A 19,367-nucleotide genomic window follows, 5' to 3' on the forward strand; every position below is an offset into this window, starting at 1 on the left:
GGAACTAAAATTGCACGCAGCAGTTGTCAGGCGCTACTTCATGAGTTATACTGGCTGGTGTGAATTGACCTGCATCGTGCCGTTAACGCGCCCATCAGAGGCGTGGACTGCCCTGCCTGAGCCGGAAGCTCGTTTTGACAAGCAGTTCTCAAAACAGATTGTTGCCGCGTTAACCAGCAGCAGGAGGTCCATATGCCCGTAGTGCCGGCAGAGGCGCACGAACGGCGCAAGCGGTGGGTGCTCGCCAGAGCAGCCGTTTTTGGCGCTTCGGTACTGGCAGCCGCGTTTCTTTCGGTCGCTTCTTTGCCCGCGGCCGGTCTGGCAAATCTGCATCCTGTGAGGCTGCGGATTCTCGGGTCCGATTTTGTTTCGTCTGTTGCCCCATTGTCCGATGGAACCGATATCTGGGTTCCACTTAAGGTTTTTCCGGAGCTCGGCATGCAGGCGGTAGTGGCGCCGGCTGGTGACGTTGTCTCGGTTGTACGCACGAGCACGGGCCAGCACGCGGATATCGCGCTTACCGCCATTGATGGCCGCAAAATGGTCGCGTTGGGCGATGTTGCGCGCGCATTCTCGGCCGTGGTCATCAATGGCGATGATCCGCCGAAAGGCGTCAGCGGCGCCCAGCGAGGTGTTGTCTATTTCCTTGCCCGAGTTACGGGCGTGCAGTACAAGCCCACCGGCGTCACGGTCACAACATCACTTCCAACGCCATATAGAACGCGCTTTCTTGCCGGCAGGCAACCGCGGGCCTATATCGACGTTATGGGCGCCTGGGCAAACGAAGAAGGCGCAAGATCGGTTGAGCCCGGTGTCAGCATCCATACCGGCCAGTTTGAGGTGGAAACAGCGCGTGTCGTGCTGGACGTGCGGCCGGGCATGTCGATTACCGATTCCGATAATGCTCGAAACAGCAGCAATACCGTGGGTGTAGCGATTGAAACTGCGGCCAACAGTCCACAGGTGGCAGTCGGTCAAAAGCAGCCCTCGGTGCAAGTTCGCACTCCCATCGCTGCTGCACGTGCCGACAGCACCTCCGCCTCCGCCGGTGGGGTGGGCCTCAACGTCTTCGGGGATGATCTCAATCATACGACCGGCACTGCGGGACCGCGAGCCAGGGCAGTAGCCCACACTGCGCCGGCTCATTGGTCACCAATCGCCGCGGCGCCGATCCGCCATAGTACACAGCTTGCTTATCGCGGCGGCAAGGTCGTCCGTGGCGGATTCCCAGTCTCGATCACCGGCATCGGCGTCGACGACGTGGCCGGCGCCACGCGCCTGGTCATACGGACCAGTGGCAAAGTGCGTCCCACCGTACAGTACCAGCCTGACGGATCGGGACTTGCCATCCACATTCCAAATGCCGTAGCAGCCACATCGATCTCGCCGGGTTCGCCGTCCGGGATCATCTCAGCTCTGCGGGTTGTGCCCGACGGTGACCCGGCCACCGGTACCCGGATCGATGTGACAACTACCCGCGTCGCTGGCTTCACCGTTGACGAATCGCGCGGCGCTATCGTGCTCAATCTCCGGACACCGCGCCATTCCGGCGGAACGCTTCAGGGCAAGTTGATTGTTGTTGATCCCGGGCATGGCGGTACCTCCACGGGTGCTACCGGCCATGACGGGCGCGGCGTGGTGTACGAAAAGAACATCGCTCTCGCGATCGCCCTGCGGCTGCGCGATGCGCTTGAAGCCCAGGGCGCCAACGTCCTGATGACGCGCGATGCCGACGTGAATGTAGACTTGTACGAACGGCCCCGCATGGCCGATGCAGCGCACGCCGATTTCTTTGTGAGCATCCACAACGATTCTAACGGCACGCCAAACTCTGCAAGTGGCACCAGCACCTACTACCACCTTAGCGATCCCAGCAGCCACGCACTGGCCGAGTGCGTTCAGCGCGATGTCTCGGCTGTGACAGGCCTACCAAGTCGCGGCGCGCTTTCGGATGGCATAATGTATGCTCACGGATTCGCCGTGCTGCGTATGAGCACCATGCCCGCCATACTTGTTGAGGTAGCCTACATCAACAATCAGCGCGATCTTGCACATTTGGAGAACAGTGATTTTCAGGAGAACGTGGCGCAGGCTATCTGTCAGGGCCTGTCCGACTATGTTGCCGGCGTCGGCGGTCGGACAGCAAACCCGCAAGATCAGCAAACCATCCAGCCTACCGATACACCGCCGCCGCTGCCGGGCGACGGTGGTTCACAGGATGGTCATTAAGCGGGTGCGTCGGACTCACCGGCTGATTCTGGTCGTGACGTCCGCTGCCGCCGGCATTTGCGGTTGTGCTGGTCACAAGCCCGCTCCACTAGCGCCGGTTGTTCGCTTGACGCCCACCGTCGCTGCGCCGGCTTCCAAGTCCCCTACGCTGCGGGGCCCAAGCAGCGCTCAAGCAGCGCTCCAGGCGGTATCGCGCCTGCTTCAGGCCGACGCTGCCTCGGCTAATCCGCACTTTCCCACCGGCACGCGCGTTGAGCGTGTGCGGGTTCACCGCGGGATTGCGACCATACAGTTCAATCGCGCGTTCGCGCATCTTGCGGATATGGGCGAATCGAACGAGTCATTGGTTCAACACGCGCTGCAGGTAGCGCTCTCCAATACGCCGGGAGTCTCTTCGATGCGGGTCCGCGTCGGCGACGGCCCGTTTCGGAGTGACGTTACCGATTGGGATACGCCATTTCCGGTCCGCGGAGTCGCCGACGATGAGTCGTCTGACTCGCGATCCGGCCACAACCAGTGAGCGCCGCCAATCCCGAAATGCTCGGCGTTTTCGACTCGGGTGTCGGCGGGCTTTCCGTGCTGAACAGCATCGCGGCGGCCGGCGTGAATCTGCCTACACTGTATGTTGCCGATCAGGCCAACGTGCCCTATGGCGGCCGGCCGCTCGACCAGATCCGCAATTACGCGGCGGCAATATGCCGCGCTCTTGTGCGGGCCGGCTGCACCCACATTGTTATGGCGTGCAACATCTCAAGCGCGGTGGCGTACGAAATCGTCCGCGCCGAACACCGCAACCTCATCGTTATCGGCGTCATTGAACCCGGCGCAGCGGCTGCAGCGCGATTGGAAACAAACCGGGTCGCGGTGCTGGCTACGAAGGGCACGGTGGAATCGCAGGCGTACCGACAGGCATTTCACCGAATCGATCCGGGCATTGAGGTCGGCGAGCTGGCTTGCCCCGAGCTTGTTCCTCTGGTAGAGGCCGGGGTCACCACAGGCGAAGAAGCCGTGGTTGCGGCGCGAATGCGGATGGCGCAGGTACAGTCCTACGGCGCCCGTACCGTGGTGCTGGGCTGTACCCACTATCCCTTCCTGCTGCCCGTGCTTCGCGCGGCAGCTCCCGAGGTGCGGTTCGTTGACCCGGCAGAAGCCACGGCGCAGTTGCTCCGCTCTTACGTTTCGCTCAACAACGGTGGCCCGCAACATGTGCGACGGTTGATAACCACCGGCTCGCGCCACACGCTGCAGAAGCAGGCAGCAGCCATGATGAATGGCACGGACTTCACGGTGGCGGAAGCTGTGTGGAAGGGCGACGAACTGCTGCTTCCGGTGGGATTGCCGACCTGATACCGGTGCGCCGCACAGGAGTTTGCAGCGCACATGCCGAATGGCTCGGCACCTTGTCCCGCACCGCATTGCGCCGGTCGGACCCGATTCCGGGCGTTTCTTCAAGGAGTTTACTGCCGTGACCCGACCCGATGGGCGCAAAGCCAGCCAGCTTCGACCGGTTTCCTTGACAACCGGCTTCATGCCGAACGCCGAAGGGTCCTGCCTTGTTGGTATGGGCAACACCCAGGTCATTTGTACCGCCTCCGTAGATGACAAAGTCCCGCCGTTCTTGAAAGGCATGAACAAGGGCTGGGTGACGGCCGAGTATGCGATGCTGCCGCGCTCCACCAACACGCGTTCTCCGCGCGAAAACCGCAGTGGGCCGGGCGGACGGTCCGTTGAGATACAGCGCCTCATCGGGCGCAGCTTGCGCGCTGTTACGCGTATGGATCTGCTGGGTGAGCGGACGGTTGTGCTCGATTGCGACGTCCTTCAGGCCGATGGTGGTACCCGCACCGCCGCGATTACCGGGGCCTGGGTGGCGCTGCACATGGCTTTTGGCAGGATGCTTGCCGCCGGCGTTCTCGCCACGATGCCGCTGGAAGCGATGGTGTCGGCCGTAAGTGTTGGGGTGGTCGGCGGCGCAGAACTGCTGGATCTCTGCTATCTTGAAGACTCGTCTGCCGATGTTGACATGAACGTGGTGCTAACCGACGCCGGAGCATATATCGAGGTCCAGGGCACGGCCGAGCGGACTCCCTACAGTCGCGAGCAGTTGAACCGCTTGCTCGACCTGGCCGCGACCGGCGCGGCCGAACTGTTTGAGCGTCAGCGCGCGGCAGTCGCCGCCGCATGAGCGGCGCTCGGCGGGTCTGGATCCTTGCGAGTGCGAACCGGCAAAAGGCTGCTGAGATCCTGGCGATTCTGCGGGCCACCGATCTGCCCATTGACTGGCGGACTCTAGCTGACTATCCCTCCCTGCCGCCCATAGATGAGACCGCAGACACGTTTGAGGCGAACGCAGTACTCAAAGCCGAAACGGCCCGCTCACTGGTGGGCCTGCCGGCGATAGCCGACGATGGCGGGTTGAGTGTAGACGCGCTCAACGGCGCTCCCGGTGTGCATTCGCACCGATACCTCGGTGAAGCAACGCCTATGCCGGCAAAGATCGCCGAAATCTTGCGGCTGATGGAGGGCCGGCCCGAAGCCGAACGGAGCTGCCGCTTTACTTGCGTGGTCGCCATTGCGGTGCCCGGTCGCAATACCGTGTGCTGCGCCGGCCACCTCGCCGGCACCATCGCCACCGAACCGCGCGGTGTGAATGGCTTTGGCTTCGACCCGATCTTCCAACTTCCAGATGGTCGGTGCATGGCCGAGCTGGCGCCGGCGGAGAAGAATCGGATCAGCCACCGGAGCAACGCACTTCGCGCAACCGCGGAGATCCTCAGCAAGATCGTTCAGGATAGTGATGCCGGCGTCCGTCAGCAATAGCGAGCCGCTTCTTGCCGACCTGCGCCTTACGGTGCAGTTTGTAGCCGCATGGAACAGGCGGCACTACAGCCTGATGGCCGCCGCCTGCGCGTATAGCGCCCTGTTGGCCGTGGTGCCGGCACTTGTCGTCTCCATGTCTGTCGTGGGGTTCGTGGTGCACGCTTCGTCCGCCCGCACGTCGGCCGTGCTCCATGCAGTGCAGGCGTACATACCGGTACGCGCGCCGTGGCTGCGCAGCGTACTTGCCAGCACAGCGCACAATCGCGCCACTATCGGGATTATCGGCCTGCTCAGCCTTGCGTATACCGTTGCCCGCTGTTTCCTGGCGGTCGAAGCGGCGCTCAATACGGCCTCCGACTCTGCGCCGGTACGGACCTGGATTCATCGCCGGCTGGTGGCGCTGGAGTGCGCTACCGCCGCCATCATCATGTTGAGTGGCGACGTGTTTCTCACCGGCCTTATTCCGCACCTGCACCTCCACGCGCACTCCGCCGGCTGGAGACACATTGCGGCTGTTATGCTCGTCGTCGCCACTGTTGGGCTTACAGCGCTTGAGTTCGCCTTTTTCTACAGCCGGCTGCTTGAGCCTGGTCATACCATGCGCAGCCTGTTATCCGGAGGGGCTATAGCCTCACTAACGTTTCAGACGACCAAGATCGGATTTGCCGTCCTTTTGCTGCATCTCAACAGTTACGACGCTGTATATGGCACGGCAGCCGGCCTGATTATCGTGGTGGTTTGGGCGTGGTACAGTATGGCGATATTTCTGGGTGGGGCAGAGTTGGTTCGGCTGCATACGGTGCGGCGTGGAGTCAACCTGCCCGGAGCGCGCGTGGCCGGCAGCGCGGAGGTGTTATGACGCGTTATCGACTGTTTGAATTCCTGGCAGCCATCGCCATGCTCCTGACACTGCCTGGCGCCGTCCAACGTCCGGCGGATCCTGCTCAAATCGCCGTCCTCATGGTGGGCGGCGGACCGAGCCGTCAATACAACCAGGTTGCAATAGAAAGCAACATGCGGTACGTGGGCCGCCTGTTGCCATCAGGCGCCACCGTCACCAGCCTGTTCGCCGACGGCGATGCCGGCGCAAGCTCTGTGGAGTATGCGTCCTCCGACCGGGCACTCGGCGCGCGCGTGCTCTCGCTGGCGCTGGATCGCGTCACCGAGGATGACCCAACCATCAAGTTTCGCCAGCCTGCCATCGGTCGGAATATCGACGGTTCAAACCGCAAGAGCAGCATCGATTCCGCCTTCGGCCGTCTGAGGTCGTTTGCCGTGGCTAATCCGACGGAGCCGGTCCTCATCTACTTCACGGGGCACGGCAGCCCAAATCGCCGCAATATTGAAGACAACTACTACGACACCTGGAATGAGTCCCGCGGCCTTTCGGTGCGCGCGCTCGCCGCTGAAATTGCTCGACTTCCGGCGACAACTCCGGTAACCATTGTCATGGTCCAGTGCTTCTCTGGGGCATTTGGCAATCTGCTCTTCGATAATGGTGATCCGAGCGCTCCGCAGGTCCGGCGTGACCTCGTCGGCTTCTTCGCCACAGTAGAGGACCGGGTTGCGGCCGGCTGCACAACGGCAGTTAACGAGGCGGAGTATCACGACTTCACTTCCTACTTCTTTGCAGCGCTCACTGGCCGCGATCGGGTAGGGCGAAAGGTGGAAGGCGCGGACTACAACCATGATGGGCGGGTCGGCATGGACGAAGCGTTTTGCTACACGCTCATACATGATCAATCGATTGACGTGCCGGTCTGTACGAGCGATGTTTTCTTGCGGCGGTTTGTACCGATGTCCGATGCCGCCGTGACGGCCACGCGATTCAAGGACCTGTTGAAATGGGCGCGTCCGGCGCAGCGCGCGGCACTGTCGGCACTGCAAAAAGAGCTCAAGCTACGCGGACCGAGTCGGTTCCAGATTGCTTACAACGAAGCAGTGAAGCGCCTCGGCAAAAACGCAGGTATGCGGTCGACGACAGATCCGGGAGCAATTCGCAGCCTCAATCGTCAGGAACAGTCGGCCAGCCGCTACGTACTGGCCCAGTGGCCGTCGCTGCAGCATCCGGATGCGCCGGAGGCGAAGCCGGAACTGGACGATGCCCTGACTGCCCTCACCGACCAGGCAGTCTCCGGTCGGTGGAAGAAGCTGCTGGATGCAGATGACCGTGTAGAGATCAGCGAGAAACAGGGCGAAGCCAGTGAAATCGCCGACAGCAAGCTGTTACGGTTCATCCGTTTGGCAAAGTCGGTTGTGCTGGCGCACCGGCTGCAAACTGCCGGCACACCGGCAGCGCAGGCTGCGTTCAACCGGCTCTCCAACCTGGAAGCACGGTCGCTGCTGCCCAAAGCCGGTCCGTTTGCGACCACCGTTAAAACGTCGGCGGACGGCAACGGTGCAGAACAGACTGCCATGCTGCTCCGTGAGCTTCGAACGGCCACGCTGCGCTGCTGCGCAGAGTCCGGCGCGCACGGGCGCGGTGCATCGTGGTTCTAGGCGGTTGACGAAGGGAGTTTTGCGCACGAGCACCCACGGCGAGCGGGCCGTATCGGCGCCTAATGCGCGGCGACATATGCCAATGCATCTTCCGCGGTATAGTCGTCAGGCATCGCCGTCAGGAAACCCAGATCATCGCCCAGGGTTACCAGCGGCAGTTCGTCAATGCCACCGGGGCGCACCTGGCCCAGGCCCATCGTGGCCGTGAGACCATTGCATAAGCACGCTCGCCCCAGCGCATCTTCCTCGCGCCCGCCCTTCCGAATGAAGTGATCCAACGGCTCAGCGGGACAGCGGTAACCGACCTGCCCATCTGCGTTCCGATAGAGCGTCCGAAGCGCGCCGATGTCGCACAACTGCCGGCGCAGCGGCATCTCCAGATCGGTGATCGTACCTTCGAGCTCTGCGCATTTGAACGGATATCCCGTCGGAGATATCCGGCCGTCTGTGCGGATAACCAGCTCCCCGGCCCGTGCCTTCGCTATCACTCGCGCACGCAGAGTGGGATCCAAGCCCGAGTCCTGCGACAGTGCAAAGATCGTGCCAACCTGAACTCCGGCCGCGCCGAGGGCACGGGCCTCACTCAACTGGTCTGAAGTCGATCCGGCCAGCCAGAATGGTCGGCCCAGCGCAGCTATTTTGCTCAGATTCGGCCTGTCCTTGTCGCCGTATACAGGCTGGCCCGAGGCGTCAACCTCCTTGCCCCGCGGCGGCGCATTGTGACCACCCGCCGTCGGGCGTTCAACAACGAAGCCCTCTATAGATCCCTTCGCGCGATTCGCGAGAATGGTTGCCACGATGTCTGTCGATATGACTGCCAGGAAGCTGGCCCGGCTAAGTGACAGGTGGGTCAAACCAAATCGGGTCGGGTTGAACGACACGGAGTAGGCGTACTCCGGGGCAGCACCCTCCACGTGCAATCTGTACGCTGCAGGCTGATGCGCGGCCAGCAAGTCAAGAACCTCCGGAATCTGGATCGGCATTCCGGCTCCAACCAGAACATAGTCGACGCCCGCCAGCAGGGCGCCATAGAGCACCGGCATCTGCATCAACTGGATTTTTTCAAGCAGGTTTATGCCGACCACGCCGTCGTGCCCGGCTTTTGCCAGCCACACCTCCGCGAAACTGGCGAGAACCATAAGGTTCTCCAACCTCGGATCCAGCGTGGCTTGCTGCGAGTTTTGCGCCTTCTTCAGGTTCAGCATCGGCGCAGCGCGATATGGCCGACCGGTCCGGCCGCCAGGCTGATAATAACGCTCCAGCACTTCGCGGACGATCTCTTGATTCGGAAAGGCTGCAAAGGCGCGCCGCAGGTGACCATCGGTGTCGCCGTCCTGCAGCATGCGCGCAGCCAGCACCCAGATACCCGTCCCGGATACGACGCCAAGCTGTCCGGCTGCGCTCACCTTGCGAGCCAGGCGCCAGCCGGAGATGCCGATCCCCATCCCTCCCTGGATGATGGTCGGACGAGGTGCCATAGGTGCCTCTTTTCGCTACCGCCCCGGGCTGCACGTCTCGGCGCTGTTGACCCGTGCGGACGTCAATGCAACTGCATTGAGAATACCATCCCGGCCGGTCAATGCCCACACCACTCGAGCGTAATGCAGCTGCACGCCGCGTGAGCTTGGTCCGACGCCTACGGTGACGATCTGCAGATGGTTACCGAGCATGGGCGGCACACGCCGGTTATGGATCGGACCGCGTTGCCCGCGCCGGTGCCCTGCACAAATCCCGTATTCGGTTCCCGCCGGCGTGCGCTACTGCACCGAAGCGGCATAGGCCCCACTCAGGCGCGCTCGGTGAATTCGCCCCGCTGCTGAGACCGTGCCTCCCGCGTGATGAAGTGCAGCGCAATGAAGAAGCAGAGCGCAGCCGGCGCCAACTGAATTACAAAGTTGAGCAGCGGCAGCCAACCGAACGGCCAGTTGAACACGCGCAGCATCAGAAGGACGAATCCGGCTGCAGCGTACCGAAACATAAAGCGTGCGTTGCGTCCACGGCACCGATTCGAGGCTGCGTAGCAGATTCCGCCGGCAACCAACGGTCCGATGTGGTACAAAAGCCAGAACAGAATTAGCATGATCGTGCCTCTCTCCATGCCCGCCGCATCTCAGTACGGTAATCGCGCATGCACGGTGTCATTTTATCAGAAAAATGGTTCGATTCCAACGTCGGCGACCCCGTCCACCAACACGGCGCGAATCTGCGACAGGGTGCGGGGCGGCGTGCAACTTTCGAGAATCCTGTGCGTCTTACAAGGTTGGAACATAATCGGCAACGCTGTTCAAGACGGTGGCGTCGCCGTTCGGGGGTGCCCGCTGCTGCTGGTGCGATCAAATGTTGAGCGATTCTGAGCGACCCTACGAAGACGACGCCATTCTGCTCGCGCTCAACGCGTGGTTTGATGGCGAAGCGGAGCCCCAGGAGTGCGAGCGACTGCTCGGCCTGCTGGAGGCGAAACCGGACCTCGCTGACGCGTTGCGCGTGATGCGCGATACACGCGTCACGATGCTTGAGATCGGCGACATCGAACCGCCGCTGGGCCTTACCGAAAACATCATGGCGGCCGTTCGCGCAAGCGCGCCCGACCAGGTCGCACCGCAGGCCGCACGTAAGCGCGTCGCGCTTGCAGGCGCGCCCGTGGCTTGTGCAGCGGTGCTGCTTCTGGCCATGGTGCTCAGAACCGCCGCGCCCCGGAACGCCATCGAGGGTATGCTCGCCCGCTCGTCGTTGATTAGCGACGCCAATCACGCTCCAGCCGCCGCTGCCGCGGTTGCGCCTGGACGCGTCCGGCCGGTCTCCGGTCCTGTGCTCTTCCAGCCGGAAGCTGATCGCGTGGATGCTGCCTCCCAACTCGCCGCCAACGCGTTGGAAACGGCATCCCGGATTGCGCTGAACCTGGTTACGACGCCCTCGCCACGCACGGCCGCGGCTCGTCCAGACGCTGCACGCACGCAAGTTCGGCAGCACATACCGGGTGTTACGTGGCCGCCAGACATCAACATGATTCCGCCGCCCCCGGCCGTCAGTCTGGCCTCGTCGGAGTCCGATGCCTCTGCTGACTTCATGGCCAAAAGTGACGCCAATTCGTTTACGGAGGTCGCGCAAGAGCCGGTACCAGCCAAGGGAATTGAACACCCGGTACGAGCCGTCACCGTCGCTGCTACGCCACCACAAGCAGCGCGCCCTGCACCGGCTCCGCCAGTCGTCCACCGCGGACGCCTGATGCTATCTGAACTGCCGCCGGCATCGCACTTCAACGGGATGGACGTCAAGCAGCAGATTGCGGCAATGAACATGGGTTACAGCCGCGAAACACTGGAGAATATCAAACGCCACGTAGCAGCAATTTCCATCATCGATAGCTCGTTCTGACGATCCGGCGCCGCATTGCGCGGCGCTAAACACCATGCCGACTCGTAGCGCCCACAACTCGGTTCGTAATGTGTTGATGGCAGTCTGGCCGATCTCAATCGGTCTCTGCGCGCTTGCGTGTACGCGCGCGGCCGTTGCGCAGAACGAACTTGGAAGCTTCGGTTCGCCTGCAATGGTTACTCCGGCGCCAACCACCCAGGTGGATTCAGCCGCCGGCCCGGTGGGAATTGCCGCTCACGAAATCCTTGGTGGAAATGGTACGCGAGCAGGCTACAACCTCTCCCACGGAAACGTTCTCCCGCAATCGGTGGTCATGTTCGGGCCTTCCGGAGTAATGCAGCCGAACAGAGACTACTGGCTGGATGCGCCTTCCGGCTCCATTTTCTTCGCGAGCTCGCTTTCTAACGGTGATAACGTAACCGTCACATACCGGTACCTCGACGCCAAGGACGTGCCCAACTCCGGAACCCAAGCGCCCGGTATCCAGCTCAGCTTCGGTTCGGCCGCACACGTCGGCCTCTTCTATGGTTCGTCCAGCAATGCAGCCAGTGGGCTGAGCACCTCCACATACGGGCTGTCGTTGAACAACACGATTGGCGGTTCCCTGGCCGGCACCTGGTCGGGGCTGCTCTATTTTGCCAACAGTTCCCGCAGCAACAACCTGGCGCTCAACCTGAACGGCTCCGCGCCGGCCGCGCCCGTGACTGGGCCAACAAAGGCTGGTCTCGATCACCTCATCGTGCAGTCGTTGAACCTCAGCAAGGGAAGATGGCTGATCAAGGGCCTGTATCAGGATGTGGGAAGCCAGTTTGGCGGCTTCGAGGCACTTCGCGCCGCAAACGCTGGAAATGCAGCCGCCGTCCAGCAGCTAACGCAACTGCAGTCCGAGACCGGTATCAAGCGGACGGGCCTCACGCTTGGTTATTCCCTCGGCGCAAAGCCTGGCCTACAGGATGGTATCAGCCTCGGCTTCAACACGATCAACGACGGCAAGGGCTCCATTCTGCAGCAAACTGCGGCGCTGCAGACCGGCGCAATGCATCTGAACTACAACTCACAGCAGATTGGCGATCAATTCACCCGGTTCGCCGGCCTCAGCGATGCCAACAAAGCCGATTTACAGAAGGCGCACGGATTGTGGTCCCGCAGTCTCGGCATTGGCTTTACCCTCAACGGCGCCCACGCCAAAGGCAAGCCGCCCTCGGCGCCCGGCGCGCTGGATATGAACAGCCAGAGCTTTGGCGATAAAGATGGCAGCCTGCAGGAACAGTCGGTCAGTCTAAATCAACACGCGCTTCAGTTCAACTGGATGCATCGAAGCACCGACGCAGCGTTCAACAGGCTGGGCGATCTTAGCGATGCCCAAAAAGGCGCACTGGCGCTGGACGTGTTTCACGCCTACGATCCGCAGGCGATGCTTCAGCAGGTAACGCCCGGGGATCGCAATGCGATAGCGGCTGAGGCGGGCATGGCCCGCAACGCCCTTATGGCCGGATTGGCGCTGGGCAAGTCGGATGCTTTTTCGTTTTCCGACGTTTCATTGGCGACGGTGGCTAAAGGGACAACACCGGCTGCCGGTTTCGACCGGCAGCAAATCCGCTTCTCAAGTCCGCTGCTGAGCCTGGACCTCACCGGGCGGCGCGTGGATCCGCTCTTTACCGGAGCAGCGGCGCTCACAGATATCGACAAGCGGTACCTGGCTCTCGACATATTGCGCCAGTTCAATCCCGACGCACCGGCCGCGCAGGTCACGCCCGTCATGATGCAGCAGGCGGCCCAGCAGACGGGCTTCGAGCGATCGGCTATGAGCGCGGCCATGAATCTGGGATCCAACAAGAATCCGAGCTCGCTAACGGTCAACACGTTCCGCATCGCCGACATCTCGCAGCAGGCAGTCGCGCCGGGAACGGCCTCTACCTCGACCGGATCTCCGGCAATTCAGCGCTCCGCACTTGCGTTTACAAATCGGGCTCTATCGGTTAACTGGATGTCGCAGAGTATCAGCAACGCCTTTGACCGCATCGGGACGCTCACCGACGTTGAGAAGGCTCAGTTCGGCAACGAATACGGACTCTCCCGCAACCAGCTTGATGTCATTTGGCAGCTTAACAAACTTACTAAGCTCACCTTCCATTCGCTGCACTATGGCTTCACCCGTGACGCTGCGGCTGCGGCGGTGGCGGCCGCGCTGAAGGCAGGTGCGGATGCCAGGTCGGTAAGCGCCATCATGGCCGCGCAACTGGACCGTCAGTCGTTCAACATCGCGGGCAAGAATCTCAACTTTACCTGGGATACCGGCGCGGTGGCGAAGACCTTCGATCGCGCTTGCGACCTCGCACTGGCTCCTGCCGACAAAACCCTGGCGCTGGCCGAGCTTGGCTTTCAGCGCACCGACTGGGCCGGACATTGGGTGGCGCTCAAGGGCTTGACGCTGGATGGCACAGGATATAACGCTGCCGATACGCCGGACCAGCTTCTGCATAACAAGTTCCACCAGGCCGCGAGCTATATCGCAAACAAAACCATGAGCCTGGCGTACACGGCCGATGGCGACGTGGCATCCGCAGCAGGTCAGCGAAACGGCACGGTCTCCAGCCTGTTTTCGCTGGTCAAGTCGTTCTCCAAGGGGCTGTCGCTGTCGCTCTCGCAGAATAACCTGACCACAGTGGTCAACAGCGCGCCAACGCTCCAATCCTCGGAGTTGCATCTCGAATCGCTCCAAACGCAGCCAAACAGTTTCCAGTTTGATCAGAAAAACGTCGTGCTACCGGGCGGCCAGTTTCAGGACTCCGTTGACGTGAATGTCCACGCCAAGCCAACCCGCCTCTTCTCGTTCAGCCTGGGCCATTCTGAACTCACCGCCGATGCTCAGAACCCCTCCTATTCAACCAACTCCGTTGGCATACAGTGGCAGGCAACGAAGCAGTTTGCCGTGGTTGCCGGGCTGGCGGGAACCACCGCTACCAACAAGCTGAACAGCGACACCGTCTCCGTGGGCCTGCAGGGCCAGCCGGTGCAGAACATTACGTTGGCAGCCAAGTTCGATGAGGCTCACAACAACGCGGTCAATACCAAGGATACGGCCGATATCGCCCTGAGCAATGGTAAGCCGTTCAACTGGGGGCCGGTTCACGGACTCACGTTTACCGCGCGCTATGCGTCGCTCAACGACCAGCGCAAGCTTCAGAACGAAACGATGACCGGGCGCGCTGCATGGACGGTGTTTAACAACCAGTTTCTTCTGGATTACAGTGGCGTGACGCTTCCCTCCGGAAGCAGTACCATTGAGCGTACGTACCAGTTTGTTACCGACAGTAACCCGAAGCGCTGGCTTCATGGAAGCTTTATGTACAAGGATCGCACCCTCATCGATGGCAAAGAGGTGCTGGTGCGCAAGTTTGCTGCCGATGCCCGGATTGACCGGAAGACTCAGTTCACATACTCGTTCGGCACGATGCCGGAGGACGCCAAGGGGAACATCACTCCGGAGACAACGGCAGACCTGGCGCTCCACCGGACCTTGACGCGGTTCCTCACCGGCCAGTGGTTCTACAAGTACGATAACAACCTGGCCACCAAAATATACACGCGATCATTTGGCCTCGGCCTGACCGGGAAACTCGACTCCGTCACAACCCTTGATTTTGCGTACAGCGTGGATGGAAACGGCTTCAACACGCTCTTCGATCACTCCGACCATTTCCACCTCGGCTTCAACCGGCAGGTGGATGCGAACCACACCCTGGGGATCAGCGCCGAAATCCGCACGCACGATCAGATGGGCCTGATCGGCGCGCTCCAGTGCAATCTCGATTTCCACACGATCTTCTGACATTGTCGGCATGCGTTGATCCCGGGCCTCGCAGTTTTGGTGGATGAACCTCCCCGACTTTATCGCCGATACCCGCGAGGGTAAGTCACTTTCGGGCGAGCGGATCCAGGAATTTGTTGCGGCCGTAACTCTCGGTACGGTTCCCGACAGCCAGGTGGCGGCATGGTTGATGGCTGTTACACTGCGGGGCCTCAGCTATGCCGATGTCCGCCATCTTACCGAAGCCATGCGCGCCTCCGGTCGTACTCTCGATCTGGCCGGGGCGTTCCCCGGAACTACGCTGGACAAACACTCGACCGGCGGTGTGGGTGACAAGACAACCCTCGTAATGGCGCCCGTGGTGGCTGCTGCCGGCCTGCACATGCTCAAGATGAGCGGGCGCAGCCTCGGCTATACCGGTGGCACCGTCGATAAGCTCGAAGCCGTCCCCGGGTTGAGGGTGGAGCTCGGGGCGGACGAGGCGTTAAGCCAGGTTCGCCATATTGGCGCGGCGTTCAGCACGCAAAGTACCGAGCTGGCGCCGGCAGATGCTCGTATGTATGCCATCCGAGATGTGACGGCAACCGTGCGCTCCATTCCATTGATTGCAGCCAGCATCATGAGCAAGAAGCTGGCGATAGGCGCCGGGTGCATTCTGCTCGACGTGAAAGCGGGCGCCGGCGGTCTCGTTACCACGCGAAAAGATGCCGTTGAGTTGGCGGAGCTGATGGTGCGGCTCGGCCGTGCCGCAGGTCGCCAAACGGCGGCTGTCATCACGCCGATGAACACTCCGCTAGGTAGGGCCGTGGGTAATGCGCTGGAAGTGCGAGAAGCGCTCGACGCATTACAAGACCCCGATGCCGCCGACAGTAACCTGCGCGCACACTGTGGCCTGCTGGCCGCGCTTGGCCTTCGTTTGGCGCTGCAATGCTCGTCGGAGGTGGCAGCTGCCAAAGTGGACGAGGTGTGGCGCACCGGGGCAGCCTTGCGGAAGATGGTTCAGATAGCGGCGGCGCAGGGCGCGCCGGATAACCTGGACGCTCTGCTCGGCTCGCTGCCCGTGGCGCCGTACCGATTCCCGGTGCGGGCCACATCGAGCGGTTTCGTACGCTCCATCGACGCAAGTCTTGTTGCCCGAATTGCCAGCGAGTTGGGCGCCGGCCGGTTCCGACCCGGTGACCGTATCGATCCCGCAGCCGGCGTGCTGCTCACCGCCGGCCCGGGTCAGAGGGTGGAGCGGGGAGATGAAGTTGCCGTGCTGCACAGCAGTAGTGCCGCACACTCCATCCTGACGGCCCGGATGCAGGCCGCAGTAAAGATTGGCGTAGAGAGGTCGAGCGAGCGAGCGCCGCGGACCATGATAATCGGTTTGGAAGGGCCCCTTCCACCATCGCACCATAGGTATGGCGATCGGTGCGCAGAGCGCACCGGCCGCCAATAAGAAACAACAGCCCTCCGCCGGTGGCGGAAGGCTGCTGCAAACTCCGGAACGCCGAATGCCCGATTTGAACTAGAACTTCATACCCAGCGTAAGGCTGTAGCCATTCAGCTCGCTGTTCGATCCGCTGATGAAGTAGTAGCGCAAGTCGGCCGAAATCGGATTCGGACCGTGAACCAGGTCGTATCCCACCAGCAGCATTGCGGCTGCGCCGTCGGTACCGGTACCACTCGCGCGCTTCCCGAACGAATAACCGGCGCCACCGCCGTAGCGCAGATTGTCCTTGTGCGCGATAAGGTTGACCATCACAGGGATGCTGTAGACAGTGTCCCAACCGTTGTAGCCGATGCCAACGGTGATGTCGTATTGATTCCCGGTGTAGACCTGCCGCTCAACCATGCCGCTGAACGCCACGTTGCCGATCTTGCGTGAGGCGGCCTCGCTGCCTACAAAATACGGACCTACGCGGAGCGTCCAGTTTTTGGCTAACTCCGGCGTACTCTCGCCATCCTGAGCACGGCATATGCCGGGCGACATAACCAGCACCAGTCCGAAGGTTAGGGCAATGAGCCCGGTTCCCAGAAAGCGTTTCACAGAGCCTCCTCCTATTTCTGCTTCAGGGTATGCCGCGGCAGCAAGCCGCAGCAAACAGCCGAACACCTGCCACTACTGTACCCGGTTCCACTTCCGCACCGCATATTCCTTCACGGTTCACCTGGAGCATTCGCGAATCGGCGTGGCCGGCTACAGGCTGTGCCGCCGCCGCAGCACGGCGCCGGCCAGGTTGTTCGTAGGTTTTCCGTGCCGAACCGCTGCAACGCCGTTAACAAACACCCACTCAATGCCAATCGGCGTTGAACGCGGCGCTTCAAACGTTGCGGTATCGGCAATGCGCGCCGCATCGAACACCGCGATATCAGCCGCGTAACCGGGCCGCACCAGTCCACGCCGATCGAGCCCAAGGCGAGCTGCCGGACTGCCCGTCATTTTGTAGATTGCATCCTCCAGCGTTAGAATCCGCTCCTCGCGGACGTAGCGGCCCAGCACGCGTGGAAAACAGCCGTACAGGCGGGGATGGCACGTACCACGCAGGTGCAGCCCGTCACTGCCTATCATCTGGTGGCGCCACTGAAGCATCTCGCGTACATTGCCCTCATGCGCCGAGTGGTTGATGTAACAGGCGGCGAACCGCTCCTGGGCAATCACCCGGCACAACCAGGCCGGCACGCTCATGCCGCGCGCCTCCGCAGCGTCGGTAAAACGCCAGCCCTCATGCCGGGCACCGTCGGCAGATTGCGCGCCGGAGAGCCGGTACTGCTCCCAGTTGAAACCTGTCGCCGCCAGGTCGCGTTCTATAGCGGAACGCTGCTGGGCATCGTTCAGCCGCTCCTCCAGCCGCACCGGACCACCCTCGGTGCACCACTCCGGCAGCAGCGCCTGCAGCAGCGACGACCCGGCCGTGTATGGATAGATGTCGCTGGTCACGTCGACGCCGGAAGCGCGCTCCCGCTCCAGAATTTCAATCAGCTCGCCGGCGCGGCCGGCATTGGCCGGCCCGTTCAGTTGGAGATGCGATATCTGTACCGGAACGCCGGCTTCTCGCGCGATGTCACAGCTCTCTCGCGTGGCCTCAAACAGGCGTTCGCCGTAGTCACGCTGGTGAGTGGCAAAAAAACCGGCGGTTCGGCACAACCTGACTAGCTCGTCGCGAGATGCCGAACGCATGGGTGCATACCACAGTCCCGTGCTCATGCCCCAGGCGCCATCCGCTATTGCTTCTTCCAGCAGCGCGGCCATCGCGTTCAGCTCACCGTCGGTGGCAGGCCGGTTCTGCATACCCATCACCGAGACACGCACCGCACCGTGCGGCGCAAGATAGACGACGTTGCAGCCTATTCCGGTGCGTTGGTACTGCGACAGGAGATCGCCGACGCTCTCCCAGCTGCAATCAACGGAGCCGTCACTCGCATCACCGAACAAGCCACCCAGGTACCGTCGCTGCACGGCCAGAGCTTCGCCGGTTACGGGTGCGAATCCGAGCCCACAGTTTGTGAACACCTCGGTGGTAACGCCCTGCATCACCTTCGGCAGGTGCTGCGGGTGGGCAAGAAGCGCCAGGTCTGCGTGCGTGTGAATATCGATGAATCCAGGCGCAACCGTCAGGCCCGTGGCGTCGATCGACTCCACACCATCCATCGTGGCTGGTAGACGGCCTGTGGCCACGATCAAACCGTCGACAAAGTGCAGATCCGCAATGCAGCCGGGCGCGCCGCTGCCGTCTACGATCGTCGCGTTGCGAATCACCGTCCCTGAACTCGTCATTGCTTCTCCCGAGCTGCGCCACTGGGCGGCGCACCGTGTGAGAATCTGACTTTTGCAGATTCGTTGCCTCAAATAAGAATATGACGGACGCCGTGCCCGAAAGCCCTGTTCCGCGGCTGGCGGACACGCCTCGCCGCCGACCATAGCGCGCAAGGGTCGCCGTTTCATCAACTGGCCTTCCCTGCGGTGCGTGCGGACTTCCGTCGTGCCGGCTTTGCCGCCAGTATCCGCCCCTGAATGTCGGCCGGGTTTAGCGAATTGAGCATCTGCCCGGGTGCTTCGGCCTTGTCTCGCCGTAGGGCATGCGCTAGAATCAGTCGTTCGTAGTGTGTCGCTGCCCGCCAGCGCCGCTTATCACTCCTCCCGAAGGCCCGCAAACCTTTCGGGCCTACGGTCAGGTTTTACCATGAGGCAACGATTTTACTTCGGCCAGGTTTTCGATGAGGCAACGCGATTCGTTGCCAACTGGCGGTATTTGTCGTACAATGCTATCGGACGGCCGAAATTGGGATTCAACGGAGTAGCGCCGATGAACCGGAACACTTCAGGCAGCCGCGCAACGCAACGCAACGCGGCCCGTCCGACTTGGCCGTTAATCAGCTTGCGTTGACCCTCCTGTGCGTGCTGCTTTTCGGAATCCCGCATTTCCGCTCGGCGCCAAGTTCCAGCGTCGTCATTATGGCGGGAATGCGTGTACGGCGTTGCCCGGGACCACACCAGTTCCCGCCGGCCATCATCTATCCGTTCTATTTCGGGTACTGACACGCCCCCATTCATCCCCCAGAAGGAAAGCAAGCCATGAAGAGCGCCTATCTTGCGGCTGCGATCTTTGCAGCCACCCTGGTCGGCTCGGGATGCGGCGGCGGAGCCGGC

16 protein-coding genes are annotated in these 19,367 nt (G+C 61.8%); 10 read left to right on the top strand and 6 right to left on the bottom strand.

The window, feature by feature from the left end:
• Positions 1-192 precede the first annotated feature (192 nt).
• From KGJ62_14230 to KGJ62_14260, 7 genes are all read left to right on the top strand, one after another.
• A complete protein-coding gene (locus KGJ62_14230) occupies positions 193-2,229 on the top strand; it encodes an N-acetylmuramoyl-L-alanine amidase (GenBank protein MDE2127735.1) in 2,037 nt (678 codons plus the stop codon).
• Positions 2,230-2,335: 106 nt separating this feature from the next.
• Positions 2,336-2,749 carry a GerMN domain-containing protein gene (locus KGJ62_14235; protein ID MDE2127736.1) on the top strand — a complete coding sequence of 138 codons (414 nt, stop codon included), beginning with the start codon at positions 2,336-2,338 and terminating at the stop codon, positions 2,747-2,749.
• Entirely contained in the window at positions 2,746-3,576 is an 831-nt protein-coding gene (gene murI, locus KGJ62_14240; GenBank protein ID MDE2127737.1) for a glutamate racemase, read from the top strand. The genes KGJ62_14235 and murI overlap by 4 nt, the downstream gene beginning before the upstream one ends.
• Positions 3,577-3,616: 40 nt before the next feature.
• A complete protein-coding gene (rph, locus tag KGJ62_14245; GenBank protein ID MDE2127738.1) occupies positions 3,617-4,414 on the top strand; it encodes a ribonuclease PH in 798 nt (265 codons plus the stop codon).
• Positions 4,411-5,049 carry an RdgB/HAM1 family non-canonical purine NTP pyrophosphatase gene (gene rdgB, locus KGJ62_14250; protein MDE2127739.1) on the top strand — a complete coding sequence of 213 codons (639 nt, stop codon included), beginning with the start codon at positions 4,411-4,413 and terminating at the stop codon, positions 5,047-5,049. The genes rph and rdgB overlap by 4 nt, the downstream gene beginning before the upstream one ends.
• A complete protein-coding gene (locus KGJ62_14255; GenBank protein MDE2127740.1) occupies positions 5,027-5,908 on the top strand; it encodes a YihY/virulence factor BrkB family protein in 882 nt (293 codons plus the stop codon). The genes rdgB and KGJ62_14255 overlap by 23 nt, the downstream gene beginning before the upstream one ends.
• Positions 5,905-7,548 (top strand): hypothetical protein, encoded by a 1,644-nt coding sequence (locus KGJ62_14260; GenBank protein ID MDE2127741.1) that lies wholly within the window; start codon positions 5,905-5,907, stop codon positions 7,546-7,548. The genes KGJ62_14255 and KGJ62_14260 overlap by 4 nt, the downstream gene beginning before the upstream one ends.
• Before the next feature lie 59 nt (positions 7,549-7,607).
• On the opposite strand, the gene KGJ62_14265 is transcribed toward KGJ62_14260, so the two are convergent.
• The 3 genes from KGJ62_14265 to KGJ62_14275 form a co-directional block, all read right to left on the bottom strand.
• A complete protein-coding gene (locus KGJ62_14265) occupies positions 7,608-9,026 on the bottom strand; it encodes a nitronate monooxygenase (GenBank protein ID MDE2127742.1) in 1,419 nt (472 codons plus the stop codon).
• Positions 9,027-9,041: 15 nt separating this feature from the next.
• Positions 9,042-9,218 carry a hypothetical protein gene (locus KGJ62_14270; GenBank protein MDE2127743.1) on the bottom strand — a complete coding sequence of 59 codons (177 nt, stop codon included), beginning with the start codon at positions 9,216-9,218 and terminating at the stop codon, positions 9,042-9,044.
• Between the two features lie 116 nt (positions 9,219-9,334).
• A complete protein-coding gene (locus KGJ62_14275) occupies positions 9,335-9,646 on the bottom strand; it encodes a hypothetical protein (GenBank protein ID MDE2127744.1) in 312 nt (103 codons plus the stop codon).
• A 239-nt stretch (positions 9,647-9,885) separates the two neighbouring features.
• Between KGJ62_14275 and KGJ62_14280 the strand changes: the two genes are divergently transcribed.
• The 3 genes from KGJ62_14280 to KGJ62_14290 are packed head-to-tail and all read left to right on the top strand — an operon-like array spanning position 9,886 to position 16,175.
• A complete protein-coding gene (locus tag KGJ62_14280) occupies positions 9,886-10,923 on the top strand; it encodes a hypothetical protein (GenBank protein ID MDE2127745.1) in 1,038 nt (345 codons plus the stop codon).
• A 34-nt stretch (positions 10,924-10,957) separates the two neighbouring features.
• Positions 10,958-14,755: a hypothetical protein gene (locus tag KGJ62_14285; protein MDE2127746.1), complete on the top strand. Its 3,798-nt coding sequence runs from the start codon at positions 10,958-10,960 to the stop codon at positions 14,753-14,755.
• Between the two features lie 43 nt (positions 14,756-14,798).
• Entirely contained in the window at positions 14,799-16,175 is a 1,377-nt protein-coding gene (locus KGJ62_14290; protein MDE2127747.1) for a thymidine phosphorylase, read from the top strand.
• A gap of 69 nt (positions 16,176-16,244) precedes the next feature.
• Here the strand turns inward: KGJ62_14290 and KGJ62_14295 are convergent, their stop codons facing one another.
• From KGJ62_14295 to KGJ62_14305, 3 genes are all read right to left on the bottom strand, one after another.
• Positions 16,245-16,766 carry a hypothetical protein gene (locus tag KGJ62_14295; protein ID MDE2127748.1) on the bottom strand — a complete coding sequence of 174 codons (522 nt, stop codon included), beginning with the start codon at positions 16,764-16,766 and terminating at the stop codon, positions 16,245-16,247.
• 150 nt (positions 16,767-16,916) lie between these two features.
• Positions 16,917-18,494, bottom strand: a complete 1,578-nt coding sequence (locus tag KGJ62_14300; protein ID MDE2127749.1) for a D-aminoacylase — start codon at positions 18,492-18,494, stop codon at positions 16,917-16,919.
• Between the two features lie 420 nt (positions 18,495-18,914).
• Positions 18,915-19,367 (bottom strand): hypothetical protein (locus KGJ62_14305; GenBank protein ID MDE2127750.1); only part of this gene is annotated, 453 nt, incomplete at its 5' end.

The sequence above is a fragment of the Armatimonadota bacterium genome, from assembly GCA_028871815.1.
Classification (GTDB): domain Bacteria; phylum Armatimonadota; class Chthonomonadetes; order Chthonomonadales; family Chthonomonadaceae; genus REEB205.

Excerpts from the sequence above, each read along its gene's own strand:
- KGJ62_14230 (MDE2127735.1), top strand. The coding sequence starts at position 193 with ATGCCCGTAGTGCCGGCAGAGGCGCACGAACGGCGCAAGCGGTGGGTG.
- rph (MDE2127738.1), top strand. The coding sequence starts at position 3,617 with ATGGCTCGGCACCTTGTCCCGCACCGCATTGCGCCGGTCGGACCCGAT.
- rdgB (MDE2127739.1), top strand. The coding sequence starts at position 4,411 with ATGAGCGGCGCTCGGCGGGTCTGGATCCTTGCGAGTGCGAACCGGCAA.
- KGJ62_14255 (MDE2127740.1), top strand. The coding sequence starts at position 5,027 with ATGCCGGCGTCCGTCAGCAATAGCGAGCCGCTTCTTGCCGACCTGCGC.
- KGJ62_14260 (MDE2127741.1), top strand. The coding sequence starts at position 5,905 with ATGACGCGTTATCGACTGTTTGAATTCCTGGCAGCCATCGCCATGCTC.
- KGJ62_14265 (MDE2127742.1), bottom strand. The coding sequence starts at position 9,026 with ATGGCACCTCGTCCGACCATCATCCAGGGAGGGATGGGGATCGGCATC.
- KGJ62_14270 (MDE2127743.1), bottom strand. The coding sequence starts at position 9,218 with ATGCTCGGTAACCATCTGCAGATCGTCACCGTAGGCGTCGGACCAAGC.
- KGJ62_14275 (MDE2127744.1), bottom strand. The coding sequence starts at position 9,646 with ATGGAGAGAGGCACGATCATGCTAATTCTGTTCTGGCTTTTGTACCAC.
- KGJ62_14280 (MDE2127745.1), top strand. The coding sequence starts at position 9,886 with ATGTTGAGCGATTCTGAGCGACCCTACGAAGACGACGCCATTCTGCTC.
- KGJ62_14285 (MDE2127746.1), top strand. The coding sequence starts at position 10,958 with ATGCCGACTCGTAGCGCCCACAACTCGGTTCGTAATGTGTTGATGGCA.
- KGJ62_14290 (MDE2127747.1), top strand. The coding sequence starts at position 14,799 with ATGAACCTCCCCGACTTTATCGCCGATACCCGCGAGGGTAAGTCACTT.
- KGJ62_14300 (MDE2127749.1), bottom strand. The coding sequence starts at position 18,494 with ATGACGAGTTCAGGGACGGTGATTCGCAACGCGACGATCGTAGACGGC.